This is a genomic window from Streptomyces sp. NPDC016640 (assembly GCF_043076215.1).
In the GTDB taxonomy this organism is placed as follows: domain Bacteria; phylum Actinomycetota; class Actinomycetes; order Streptomycetales; family Streptomycetaceae; genus Streptomyces.
In genome coordinates this window covers 396,576-409,463 of the sequence record NZ_JBIBRG010000005.1, presented here as the reverse complement: position 1 = coordinate 409,463, position 12,888 = coordinate 396,576, and the positions used below count along the sequence as shown (strand labels likewise).

The following is a 12,888-nucleotide window of genomic DNA, read 5'->3' as shown; positions in this document are numbered from 1 at the left end:
ATTCACCGCCATTCCCGGCCCGCGCCGCTTGCAAGTACCTGCAGTGATCAGCCGGGTGCCTCGTCACCTTACGGCGCGCTGGCCTAGCATCCGTCGGCGAAACACAATTCAGTATTCAGGAAAACGCGCGAGCGGCCCGAGGAAAGGGAATTCCAGTGAGTGCCGAAACCACGCTGGACGTATCGGAACTTCGCGAGCTGGTGGCGGACACGCTGGATGTCGAACTGGCGACGCTGACCGACGACGTCCTCCTCATCGAGGAACTGGGGGTCGACTCCGTCGTGGCCCTGGAGCTCGCGGTCACGCTGGAGCAGCGCTACGGGATCAGGATCCCCGAGGAGGAGCTCGGCACGGTCCGCAGGTTCCCCGACATCCTCGCTCTGCTGAACCGGAAGCTGGGCGGTTGATGACCGGGCGGGCGGCGGACCCCGGCTACTTCCTGGTCGAGAGCAAGGGGAACTGGGCGGGCCCCGGCGCGGAAGCCTTCCTGCGGGACGCCGCGGTGCTCGCCGAGGCCGGCCACCGGGTACGGGTCCTCCTCGTCGAGGACGGCGTGCTGACCGCCGTCGGCACCGGCGTGCCCGAGATCCGGCGGCTGGCCGGGGCCGGGGCCGAGATCCTCGTGGACGACTTCTCGGCGGCGCAGCGCGCGCTGTCCGCCACCACCCTGTCGCCGCACGTCAGGCTCGCCGGCATGGACGTCGCCGCCGCCGCGCTGACGGAGGACGGCTGCCGGGGGGTGTGGCACTGATGGCGGGCATGGAACGCCGGATGTGGGACCTGCTGCTGATCCTCACCGCGGCCCCGCACTCCGGCGACGTGGTCACCTCGGCGCTGCGCCTGTCGCAGGCGGTGCTCGACCGGGGAGGTTCGGTACGGGTCTGGGCGTGCGGCTACGCCAACATGATGACCCAGGACACCTTCGGGGACACCAAGCTGCCCAACACGCGTGACCCGCAGGGCCATTACCCGTCCCCGTCGGCCGTCGTACAGCGGATGATTGCCGACGGCGAGGGCCGCTTCGGCTGGATCGCCTGCACCGCCTGCACCGAGGAGCGCGGCGCCGTGCACCACGTACCGCAGGTACGGCACCGCTCCCCGCTGCGGCTGGCGACGACCATCGCCGGTGCCCGGCAGACGCTCTATCTCGGAGGGGCCTGATGAGCAGCAGCACCACCACCGCTCGCACCGGCCTCGGCCCGCCCGTGCTGTGCGTCCTGGACCGCGCCTACCGGGGCGCGGTCGAGGTGCAGTTCTTCCACGCCCTGTACGGACTGCTGGACCTGCACGGCCAGTTCGAGCGGGTGGACGTGGCGCTGCGCGGCGCGGCGGTGACCATGGCCGTCGAGGAGGACGTCTACCGGCCGTCGGTGCGGCTCGGCACGATGACGCTGGACACGCTGCCGGACTACCGCGGCTCCGTGCGCGACCTGATCGCCGAGGGCTTCACCGTCTACGTGGACCGGGAGGCGGTGACCGCGCTGGGATTCCCGCCGGAGCGGCTCGTCGCCGGGACCGTCTGCGTCGGCCAGGCCGAACTGGCGCTGCGCTGGCCCGAGTACGACCAGGTGTGGTTCGTATGACCGGCGCTGCCTCCGCGCGGCGCACCTACGCGGCACCGCTGCGCGCGGTGGACCGGATGGAGGTGCTGTCCGAGGGGCCCGGGGCGAGGCTCGCGCTGTACAAGACCGTGGACCCCGAGGACCCGTACATGGCGGGGCACTTCCCCGGACTGACGCTGCTGCCGGCCGTGTTCGTCCTGGAGGCGCTGCGCCAGTCGGTGACCACCCTCGTCGGCGCGGTCGAGCCGCTGAACCTGCTCGAGGTGCGGTCGGGGCGCTGGCTGGCGCCGATGCACGGCGGCGACGAGATCCGCCTGGACGTCACGGTGACGCCCGCCGGCCCGGGACGCTGGCGGGTGACCGCCGACGGCACCCGCCGGGACGGCACACCCGTCGCGGCGGTGAAGGTGACGCTCGGCGACCGTGACGCCGTCCTCGCCGGGCGGCCGCCGGCGGACCCGGCGCCCCCCGCGACCGGCGGGCCGCCCGGACCCGACTACACCGGCATCCTGGACCTGCTGCCGGTGCGCCACCCCATGCTCCTGGTGGACCGGGTCGAGTCCCTCGACCCCGGCCGCGTGATCACCGTGGCCAAGGCGGTCTCCGGTTCCGAGCCCTGCTACCAGGGGATGGCCGACGGGCTGCCCCTGTCGCGGTACATGTACCCCCGGTGCCTGATGCTGGAGTCCTTCGGACAGGCCTCGGTGCTGCTGTGGCTGTCCACCGGCACCGCCGAGGGCGTGCCCGTGGCCGCGTCCTTCCGCGACTGCCGCTTCTTCGGCGAGGTGCGCCCCGGCGCCGTCCTGCGCCATGTGTCGCGCATCGACCGGCTGATGGCGAACAACGTGTTCGTGTCCGGGCAGACCTGGGACGGCGACCGGTGCGTGATGACGGTCGGTGCCCTGGTCGGCTCCAGCCGGCCGCGGGAGCGCGTCGACCGCGCGATGACCGCCGCCTCCTGACCGGGCGGCGGACACCGGACCGGCCCCCCGCCCGCGAGGCGGGGGGCCGGTCCGCCGTCGGCCTCAGGACGCCACGTGGGAGCCGATGATCCCGTTGACCGCCTCGGCGACCCGTCCGTCGCGCAGCATGTCGCCGTGGGCGACGTCGACGTCGACGGTCCGCCCCGCCAGCGCCGCCGCCCGCGAGGGCGTACGGGAGCTCACCGCGGTCCCGGTGCGCCAGGCGGCGGCCGGGTCGATGCGGCGGGCGGCGTCCAGGTAGGAGACGTACGACCGGAACACCGCGACGAACTCGTCCAGCAGCTCGGTGTCCAGCTCCTCGCGGGTGAACGCCGCGCCCGCCCGCTCCACGAAGATCCGCACCAGGACGTCGCCGTACGCGCCGAAGTCCGCCGCGCCGGCCCGGGCCGCGTCCGCCTCCTGCTGGGCGGCGGTCACCTCCCCGGCGGTCAGGACCGAGGCGAACTGGCCCATCATCGCGGCGAAGTCCCGGTACAGGCCGGCCGTGTCCGGCACCTCCGGCTCGAACAGCACCAGGTGGGGCGCCTCGCCCTGCCGGGCCGCGACCCGGGCGGCGAGCTCACCGGCGAACACGCTGCCGGCGCAGTAGCCGAGCACGGCCCGCACCGGACGGCCGTCGGCCGCCGCCGCGCCGTCCCACAGGGCGAGGTAGTCCTCGGCGGGCAGGGCGGCGGTGCCGGGCGGCTGCCGGGTCTCCCACACGGCGAACGCCGGGTCGAGGCGCGGGGCGAGGTCGGAGAACGCCGAGTCGGACCGGCCCGTGGTGGCGAAGTCGACGGCGAGCACCAGGTCGCCGCCCCGGCCGGGGCTGAGTACTTTCCATCCGCTGAGCTGTGTCATGGGGCTGTCCACTCCAGTACGGGGGCGGGAACACGGGGAAACGACCGCGGGCCCGGCGCCCTCGTCGCGTCGACGGGGCACCGGACCCGCGGCCCGGGGACGGGGGAGCGGGGTCAGCCGCCGGTGATGTGCACGGCCTTGCCCGGGCAGAGGTGCTCGGCGACCTTGCGGGCGTCGTCGGCGTCGGCGCCGGTGGGCGTCGCGTTCAGCACGACCACCATCCCGTCGTCCTCCTGGTCGAAGACGGACGGGGCGTGCAGCGTGCACAGCCCGGCCCCGATGCAGCGGTCGCGCTCGGCGTGGACCTTCATGGACGTCACCAGCCGATCGTCAGCTTGTGCACCGGCGGCAGCCCGTCGACGAGTTCGATCGGCTCGTCGCCCTCCACCAGGTGCAGCTCCGGGAAGCGCTCGACCAGGCTGGTGAGGGACATCTCCAGCATGAGGCGGGCGACGTGCTGGCCGAGGCACTGGTGGACGCCGTAGCCGAAGGCCAGGTGGTCGCGGGCGTCGCGGTGGATGTCGAAGACGTCCGGGTCGGCGTACTTGGCCGGGTCGCGGTCGCCCAGGCCCTTGAGGACCAGGATGCCCTCGCCCGCCTTGATGGTGACGCCGTCGATCTCGACGTCCTCCAGCGCGACACGGGCGATGATCTCGTCCACGAGGCTGTAGTAACGCAGCACCTCGTCCACGGTCTTGGGCATCAGGCGGGGCATGTCGGCCCGCAGCGCCGCGAGCTGCTCGGGGTGCTCCACCAGCGCCTGGATGCCCAGCGCGATCCGGTTCACGATGAACTCGTAGCCCGCGAGCAGCAGCATCTTGGTCATCAGGGTCAGACCGTGGTGGTCGAACTCGTCGGTCTTGCCGGCCCGGGCGATGAAGTTGCCGAGCATGTCGTCGGTGGGGTTCTGCTGCTTCTCGGTGACGAGGGCCGCGAAGTACTTCATCAGCTCCTCGTTGGCCGCGAGCTTCTGCTCCATGGTGTACGAGTGGCGGGTGCCCACCATGATCACCGCGTTGCGGGTGAAGGTGTCCCGGTCGGCCTCGGGGATGCCGGACAGCTCGCAGATGACCTGGGCGGGCAGGGGCAGCGCCAGCGCCTGGACCAGGTCGGCGGGGGCGCCCTCGGCCTCCATCTTGTCCAGGTAGTAGTCGATCAGCTCCTGGATGCGCGGGCGCAGCTTCTCGGCGGCCTTGATGGTGAAGTCCGGCAGCGCCATCTGGCGGACCCGCGTGTGGCGCGGCGGGTCCATGGTCACCAGCAGGTTCTTGGCGTCGCGGGCGATCATGTCGAGCAGTTCCTGCGGCGCGGGGAACCGGATCGGGAACGTGGGGTGCGGCTCGACGCTGAAGCGGTTGTCGGCCAGCAGGCGCTGGATCTGGTCGTGCCGTGCGACCAGCCACGCCTTGCTGCCCGACGGCATGGTGACCTGCGTCAGCGGCCGGCCTTCCGGCAGTTGGTCGTACTCCGGCAGCAGCGGGTTGGGCCAGCCGTGCGGGGCGACCGGGCACTTCGCCATCTTCGTCTCGGCGTCGGTCATGACGTTACCCCTAAATCTGAAGCTGAGGTCATTTCTTGCGGGCCGATCCTAAGGAGCTTCCGGCGCTTGCCGGACCCGTTTGCCGCTAGCTGCAGACGGGTCGGTCCGAAGGAACTGAATTGCCGGTGAGCGGGGTCGTTTCCGGAAATTGCACCGGCCCGCGACAGCGATTATCCGGATCGTGTATCCGTTGAGTCAGTACGCCCGAGCACCGGCCTTTCACGCCCTGACCGCCCGCACACCGGATCGGCCCGGCCCGAAGAAAACAGAGGACAGATGTCTGACTCGTCAGCCACGGTTCTGCCACTGACCGCCGGCCAAGCCGGAATCTGGTACGCACAGAGCCTGAGCGGCCCCAACGCGACCTTCAACGCGGCCCTTTACCTGGACATCGAAGGAGCCGTCGACGAGCGGCTGTTCGTGTCCGCGATGCGCCGTGCCGTCACCGAGGCCGAGGCCCTGCGGGCCCGGATCACCGACGACGGCACCGGCCCGGTGCAGGTGATCGAGCCGGTCGGTGACTGGTCCGAACAGCCGGTGCACGTGCTGGACTTCACGTCCGCCGAGCAGCCCCGGCAGGAGGCCGGGGCGTGGATGTGGGCGGACGCCGACACCCCGCTCGACATGGACGGCGGGCCGCTGTACCGGTTCGCGCTCATCAAGGTCGCCGACGACCGGACCCTGTTCTACTACCGCTACCACCACGTGGTGATGGACGCCGCCGGCGCCAGTCTGATCGCGTCCCGGGTCGCCGAGATCTACACCCGGCTCGTCGCGGGCGACGACACCACCGGTGAGGCGTTCCCGCCGCTGCGCGAGCTGGTCGAGGACGAGGCCGCCTACCGGCGCTCCGCCGCCTTCGAGGCCGACCGGGACCACTGGACCGCCGAGTTCGCCGACACCCCGGCCGTCGCGAGCCTCGGCGACCGGCCCACGGCGATGCCCGACCGCCAGGTCCGCGGCAGCGCGCACGTCCCGGCCGCCACCGGAGCGGCGGTCCGCGACGCGGCCCGCTCGGTGGGCGTCGGCTGGCCGGCCGCGGTCCTGGCCGCCCTCGCCGCCTACACCAGCCGCGTCACCGGCAGCGCCGACGTGGTGATCGCGCTGTCCGTCGCCGCCCGCACGACCGCCGCGGGCCGCGCCGTGCCCGGCATGGTCTCCAACGTGATCGGCGTACGTCTGCACGTGCGGCCGGAGATGACGGCCGCCGAACTCGTCCGGCACGCGCACCTGCGGATGCGCGAGGCGACCCGGCACAAGCGCTACCGCTACGAGGACCTGCGACGCGACCTGAAGCTCCTGGGCTCCGACGGCCGACTGCTCGGCCCGCGCCTCAACCTCCACGTGGCGTCCGCCGGAGTGGAGTTCGCGGGCCTGCCCGCCACCCTGCACCCGCTGACGGCCGGGCACGACGACGACTTCTCGCTGATCGTGGTGGCCGAGCCGGACGGCGGCTTCCGCTTCGACATGTCGGCCAACCCGGACGTCTACCGCTCCGGCGCCGCCGAGCGCCACCACCGTCTCGTCATGCGGCTGCTCGGCGAACTCGCGGCCCGCCCCGACCGCCCGGTCGGCGCCCTGGACACGGTCGACGACGAGCTGCTGACCCGGCTCGTGCACGAGTGGGGCGGAGCCGGCTCGACGCCGGAGCCGGTGCTGTCGACCCTGACCGAACGCTTCGCCGGGGCGGCCGCCGCCCACCCGGACAACACGGCCGTGATCGCCTTCGACGGCGACGACCGGCGGACCCTGACCTACCGCGAACTCGACGCGCGCTCCAACCGGCTGGCCCGGCTGCTGATCTCCCGCGGCGTACGGCGCGGCGACCTCGTCGCCCTGGCCATGCCCCGTTCGGTGGACCTGCCCGTGGCCCTGCTCGCCACGCTGAAGGCCGGCGCGGCCTACCTGCCGATCGACCCCGACTCGCCCGCCGACCGGGCCGCCTACATCCTCGGTGACGCCCGCCCGACCGCGATGGTCACCGCGCACCAGGACACCCTGGCGGCGCGTCCCGCGGGCGACGTCCCCACGATCGTGCTGGACGACCCGTTCATCCGCATCGCCCTCGCCGCCGTGTCCGACGCGCCGGTCGGGGACGACGAGCGCGGCGGTCCGGTGCTGTCCCGCCAGGCCGCCTACGTCATCTACACGTCCGGCTCCACCGGCCGCCCCAAGGGCGTCGTGGTCGCCCACCAGAACGTGATCCGGCTGCTCGACTCCACCCACCACTGGAGCGGCTTCGGACCCGACGACACCTGGGCGCTGTTCCACTCCTACGCCTTCGACTTCTCCGTGTGGGAGATCTGGGGCGCCCTGCTGCACGGCGCCGGGCTCCTGGTGCCCCCGCACCACGTGACCCGCTCGCCGCACGAGTTCCTGCGGCTGCTGGCCGCCGAACGCGTCACCGTGCTCAACCAGACCCCGTCCGCCTTCTACCAGCTGATCCAGGCCGACGTCGACGAGCCGGAGACGGGCGCCCGGCTCGCCCTGCGCCACGTCATCTTCGGCGGCGAGGCCCTCGAGTTCGGCCGGCTCGCCCAGTGGTACGAGCGGCACGCGGAGGACGCGCCGCGCCTGGTGAACATGTACGGCATCACCGAGACCACGGTGCACTCCACCGAGTACATGCTGGGCGCCGCCGACGCCACGGCAGGCACCGGCAGCATGATCGGCCTCGGCATCCGGGACCTGCGCCTGTACGTCCTCGACGGCGCGCTGCGCCCGGCCCCGCCCGGCGTCCCCGGCGAGCTGTACGTCGGCGGGCCCGGTGTCGCCGACGGCTACCTCGGGCGGCCGGACCTCACCTCCACCCGGTTCGTCGCCGACCCGTTCGGCCCGGCCGGCCAGTGCATGTACCGCTCCGGCGACGTGGTGCGCTGGGCCGAGGACGGCAGCGCGAACCTGGAGTACCTGGGGCGCTCCGACCACCAGGTCAAGATCCGCGGGTTCCGGATCGAACCGGGTGAGATCGAGTCCGCCGTCCTGCGCCACCCCGACGTGCGGCAGGCCGCCGTCGTGGTGCGCGAGGACACCCCCGGCGACAAACGGCTGGTGGCCTACGTCGTGGGCCAGGGCGACGGCACCGCGGTGGAGACGGCCGCGCTGCGCAAGCACGCCGCCGCCGAACTGCCCGAGCACATGGTGCCGTCCTGGTTCGTCCAGCTGGACGCGCTGCCGCTGACCACCAACGGCAAGCTCGACACCAGGGCGCTGCCCGCCCCCGACCTCGGCGCCGCCACGTCCGGCCGGGCGCCGCGCACCCCCGAGGAGGAGATCTTCTGCGGCCTGTTCGCGGAGCTCCTGGGCCTGCCGTCGGTCTCCGTGGACGACAACTTCTTCGACCTGGGCGGCCACTCGCTGCTCGCGACCCGGCTGGTCAGCCGGATCCGCGCCGCGTTCGGCGTCGAACTGGCCATCCGCACCGTCTTCGAGCACCCCACCCCCGCCGGACTGATCTCCTGGCTGGCCGGCACCGGCAACGTGCCCGAGGCCCGGCGCCCGCTCACCGTGATGGACAAGCCGGAGGAGATCCCGCTGTCCTTCGCCCAGCTGCGGCTGTGGTTCGTCGACAAGATCGACGGCGGGGCCGGCACGTACAACATCCCGCTCGTGGTGCGGCTGCGCGGCTCGCTCGACGAGGAGGCGCTGCAGGCCGCGATCGGCGACGTGATCGCCCGGCACGAGAGCCTGCGCACCGTCTTCCCCGACCGGGACGGCACCCCGCGCCAGCACATCCTGTCCGCCGCCGAGGCCACGCCGGTCATGGGCGTGACCGAGATCGCCGCGGAGGAACTGGCCGACGCCATGGCGGAACGGGCCGGGATCGGCTTCGACCTGGCGACCGAGGCGCCCGTGCGCGCCCATCTGTTCCGCGTGTCCGAGGAGGACCACGCGCTGCTCATGCCGGTGCACCACATCGCCGGCGACGGCTGGTCCCTGGTGCCGCTCACCCGCGACCTGGAGACCGCCTACACCGCCCGCAGCCAGGGCCGGGTCCCCGACTGGCGGCCGCTGCCGGTGCAGTACGCGGACTACACGCTGTGGCAGCGCGAGATCCTGGGCGACGAGAACGACCCCGCCTCCGCCATCCGCGGCCAGCTCGCCTTCTGGAAGCGGTACCTGGCCGGGCTGCCGGAGGAGGTCACCCTGCCCACCGACCGGCCCCGGCCGGCCGTCGCCTCCTACCGCGGCGAGACCCTGCGGTTCGACCTCACCCCGGAGCTGTACCAGCAGCTCCTGAAGTGCTCCCGCGAGTTCGACGTCAGCCCGTTCATGGTCGTGCAGACCGTGCTGGCCGCGCTGCTGAGCAAGCTCGGCGCCGGGGACGACGTCCCGCTCGGCATCTCCATCGCCGGCCGCACCGACGAGGCGCTGGACGACCTGGTGGGCTTCCTCGTCAACACCCTCGTCCTGCGCACCGACCTGAGCGGCGACCCGCGGTTCGACGACCTGCTCGGCAAGGCCCGCGCCGACGGCCTGGCCGCCTTCGCCAACCAGGACCTGCCGTTCGAGCGGCTGGTCGAGGCCGTCAACCCCGAGCGGTCGGCCGGCCGGCACCCGCTCATCCAGATCGGCCTCGGCTTCCAGAACAACGCGACGCCCACCCTGGACCTGCCCGGCCTCGACGCGTGGATCGAGCCGGCCGTCACCCACACCGCCAAGCTGGACCTGCTCTTCGACTTCCGCGAGGTCCAGGGCGAGGGCGAGGACCCCGGCCACATGGTGTGCGCCGTCGAGTACGCGACCGACCTGTACGACCGCTCCACCGTCGAGCTGCTCGTCGAGCGGCTGGTGCGGATGCTGGACGGGGCGACCGGCCGGCCGGACAGCCGGCTCAGCGAACTGGACGTGCTCCGCGACGACGAGCGCCGCCGCGTCCTCGTCGACTGGAACGACACCGCGCGCGCCGTCGACTTCGACACCCTGCCCGCCCTGTTCGCCGCCCAGGTCGCCCGCACGCCCGAGGCCCTGGCCCTGGTCGCCGGGGCCGAGGAGCTGTCGTACGCCGACCTGGAGGGACGGGTCAACCGGCTCGCCCGGCAGCTCGTCGCCCGGGGGATCGGCGCGGAGGACCGCGTCCTGCTGGTCATGCCGAAGTCGGTGGACCTGGTCGTCGCCCAGCTCGCCGTGGTCACCGCGGGCGCCGCGTTCGTCCCGGTCGACCCCGCCTACCCGCGCGACCGGGTCGCGTTCATGGCCGGGGACTGCGCGCCCGCCCTGCTGCTGACCTGCGCCGAGGTCGCGGGGATGGCCGCGGAGGTGATCCCGGACACGCCCCGGCTGGTGGTCGACGACGCCGCCACCGCGGCGGAGATCGCCGCACGGGCGGACACCCGGCTCACCGACACCGAGCGGGTCCGGCCCGCCTCGGTCGACCACGCCGCCTACGTCATCTACACCTCCGGCTCGACCGGCCGCCCCAAGGGCGTCGTCGTGACCCACCGGGGCATCGGCAACCTCGCCGCCGCGCAGATCGAGCGGTTCGCGATCCGCCGGGACAGCCGGGTCGTCCAGTACGCGACGCCCAGCTTCGACGCGGCCGTCTCCGAGACCTGCATCGCCCTGCTGCGGGGTGCCGCGCTGGTGCTCCCGGTCGACACCGGCCTGCTGCTCGGCGACGCGCTGGCCCGCTTCCTCACCGAGTACCGCGTCACCCACGCCACCATCCCGCCGGTCGCGCTGACCGGCCTCGACCCGGCCGCCGTGCCGGCCGGCATGGTGCTCACGGTCGCCGGTGAGGCCTGCCCGGCGGAACTGGCCGGCACCTGGTCCCACGGCCGCCGCATGATCAACGCCTACGGCCCGACCGAGACCACGGTGTGCGCCACGATGAGCGAGCCGCTCACCGAGGCGGCCGTCCCGCCCATCGGCGCCCCGATCGCCAACATGCGGGCGTACGTCCTCGACGCCCGGCTCAGCCCGGTCCCGGTCGGTGTCGCCGGCGAGCTGTACGTGTCCGGTGTCGGCCTGGCCCGCGGCTACCTGAACCGGCCGGACCTGACCGCGGAGCGGTTCGTCGCCGCGCCCTTCGGCACGCCGGGGGAGCGGATGTACCGCACCGGCGACGTCGTGTACTGGCGCGCCGACGGCCGGCTGGAGTTCGTCGGCCGCGCCGACGACCAGATCAAGCTGCGCGGCTTCCGCGTGGAGCTGGACGAGATCGCCGGGGTGCTCACCGACCAGCCGCAGGTGGCGTCGGCGGCCGTCGTGATCCGCGAGGACCGGCCCGGCGAGCGCAAGCTCGTCGGGTACGTGGTGCCCGCCCAGGACGCCGGCGACGCCCGCGACACCGGTCTGGAGACCGACCAGGTCGACAAGTGGCAGGTCGTCAACGACGAGGTGTACGGGGCCACCGCCGAGGACGGCCCACCGCTCGGCGAGAACTTCGCGGGCTGGCACAGCAGTTACGACGGCTCCGTGCTCCCCGAGGAGGAGATGCGCGCCTGGCGCGCGGCCACCGTCGAGCGGATCATGGAGCTGAGACCGCGCCGCGTGCTGGAGATCGGCGTCGGCGCCGGTCTGATCATGGCGCCGGTCGCCCCGCACGTGGAGCTGTACTGGGGCACCGACCTGTCCGGCACCGTCATCGAGACCCTGCGGCGCCAGACCGCGGACGACCCGGTGCTGTCCGCGCGGACCCGGTTCACCGCCACCCCGGCGCACCGCCTGGACGGCGTGCCGGAGGGGACGTTCGACACCGTCGTCATCAACTCCGTGGCGCAGTACTTCCCGAGCGCGGACTACCTGACCGAGGTCATCGGCAAGGCGTTCGGCCTGCTCGGCGACAGCGGCGCGGTCTTCCTCGGCGACATCCGCGACTTCCGGCTGCTGCGCTGCATGCGGGCGGGCGTCCACCGCGTCGGCAACCCCGGCGACAGCGCCGCCGAAGCGCGGGCCGCGGTCGACCGGGCGGTCGAGCGGGAGACCGAACTGCTCGTCGACCCGGGCCTGTTCGACACCCTCGCCGACGTCCTGGACGGCTTCGGCGGCGTCGACGTCCGGATCAAGCAGGGCGCGTACGACAACGAACTGAGCCGCTACCGCTACGACGTGGTGCTGCACAAGCGCCCCTCGGAGACGGTCTCGCTCGCCTCGGTGCCGACCCTCGCCTGGGACGCCGCCGGCGGCCTCGCCCGACTGGCCGCGCGGCTGCGCCGGGCGGAGACGGCCGCGCTGCGCGTCACCGGCATCCCCAACGGGCGGCTCGCCGCCGACCTGGTCGCCGTCGCCGAGATCGACGGCGTCCCGGTGCCGGACGGCATCGCCGTGGGCGCGCTGACCGACATCGGCGCCCGCAGCGGCCACCGGACCCTGCTCACCTGGACGTCCGGGGCGGCCGACGGCCGGCTGGACGCCGTGTTCCTGCCGGCCGGTGACGCCGGCGCACCGCTGCCCGCCTACCGGGACCTGTACCTGCCCGGCCCGGCGCCCGAGCGGTACGCCAACGACCCGCTCGCCGGACGCAAGGACGGCGCCCTGGTCACCGCGGTGCGCGACGCGCTCGCCGCGCGCCTGCCCGACTACATGGTGCCCGCCGCGCTGGTCGTCCTGGACGCGCTGCCGGTCACCCCGAACGGCAAGCTCGACCAGAAGGCGCTGCCCGCCCCCGACGCCGCCGCCTCCGCCTCGCACCTGGCGCCCGCCACCCCCGAGGAGGAGACCGTCGCCCGGATCTTCGCCGAGGTGCTCGGGCTGGCCCGGGTCGGCGCGGACGACGACTTCTTCCGCCAGGGCGGCGACAGCATCGTCTCCATCCAGCTGGTCAGCAAGGCCCGGGCCGCGGGGCTCGAGCTCACCGCGCAGGACGTGTTCGCCCACCGCACCGTACGGGCCATCGCCGCGGCGGCCACGCGGACGCCCGACGACACCGGACCGGCGGACCCCGCGGCCGGCAGCGAGTGGGACATCCCCCTGGTCACCCAGGACGAGCTGGACGAGTTCGCATCGAATTGGAGCGTTTAGT

The 12,888-nt window shown here is 73.3% G+C and carries 9 protein-coding genes; 6 read left to right on the top strand and 3 right to left on the bottom strand.

Features of this window, described 5'->3' with window-relative positions; translation table 11 throughout:
- Positions 1-155 precede the first annotated feature (155 nt).
- From ACF07S_RS13840 to ACF07S_RS13820, 5 genes are read left to right on the top strand one after another with little or no spacing between them, the layout of a single operon-like run.
- Positions 156-407, top strand: coding sequence for an acyl carrier protein (locus ACF07S_RS13840; RefSeq protein WP_391967083.1), 252 nt, complete (start codon positions 156-158; stop codon positions 405-407).
- Positions 407-751, top strand: a complete 345-nt coding sequence (locus ACF07S_RS13835; RefSeq protein WP_391967084.1) for a hypothetical protein — start codon at positions 407-409, stop codon at positions 749-751. Before ACF07S_RS13840 ends, ACF07S_RS13835 begins: the two co-directional genes overlap by 1 nt.
- Positions 742-1,161, top strand: a complete 420-nt coding sequence (locus tag ACF07S_RS13830; protein ID WP_391967085.1) for a hypothetical protein — start codon at positions 742-744, stop codon at positions 1,159-1,161. The genes ACF07S_RS13835 and ACF07S_RS13830 overlap by 10 nt, the downstream gene beginning before the upstream one ends.
- On the top strand, positions 1,161-1,583 hold the full coding sequence (locus ACF07S_RS13825; RefSeq protein ID WP_391974233.1) for a hypothetical protein: 423 nt from the start codon (positions 1,161-1,163) through the stop codon (positions 1,581-1,583). The genes ACF07S_RS13830 and ACF07S_RS13825 overlap by 1 nt, the downstream gene beginning before the upstream one ends.
- Positions 1,580-2,524 carry a hypothetical protein gene (locus ACF07S_RS13820; RefSeq protein ID WP_391967087.1) on the top strand — a complete coding sequence of 315 codons (945 nt, stop codon included), beginning with the start codon at positions 1,580-1,582 and terminating at the stop codon, positions 2,522-2,524. Before ACF07S_RS13825 ends, ACF07S_RS13820 begins: the two co-directional genes overlap by 4 nt.
- Before the next feature lie 63 nt (positions 2,525-2,587).
- Here the strand turns inward: ACF07S_RS13820 and ACF07S_RS13815 are convergent, their stop codons facing one another.
- The 3 genes from ACF07S_RS13815 to ACF07S_RS13805 all read right to left on the bottom strand — a co-directional run bounded on the left by ACF07S_RS13815 (position 2,588) and on the right by ACF07S_RS13805 (position 4,925).
- Complete coding sequence (locus ACF07S_RS13815) at positions 2,588-3,385, bottom strand: hypothetical protein (protein ID WP_391967088.1); 798 nt, start codon at positions 3,383-3,385, stop codon at positions 2,588-2,590.
- A 113-nt stretch (positions 3,386-3,498) separates the two neighbouring features.
- Positions 3,499-3,696: a ferredoxin gene (locus tag ACF07S_RS13810; protein ID WP_391967094.1), complete on the bottom strand. Its 198-nt coding sequence runs from the start codon at positions 3,694-3,696 to the stop codon at positions 3,499-3,501.
- Between the two features lie 5 nt (positions 3,697-3,701).
- On the bottom strand, positions 3,702-4,925 hold the full coding sequence (locus ACF07S_RS13805) for a cytochrome P450 (protein WP_391967089.1): 1,224 nt from the start codon (positions 4,923-4,925) through the stop codon (positions 3,702-3,704).
- A gap of 276 nt (positions 4,926-5,201) precedes the next feature.
- On the opposite strand from ACF07S_RS13805, the gene ACF07S_RS13800 reads away from it, so the two are divergent.
- Positions 5,202-12,887 (top strand): amino acid adenylation domain-containing protein, encoded by a 7,686-nt coding sequence (locus ACF07S_RS13800; protein WP_391974232.1) that lies wholly within the window; start codon positions 5,202-5,204, stop codon positions 12,885-12,887.
- The last annotated feature ends 1 nt before the right edge of the window (position 12,888 follow it).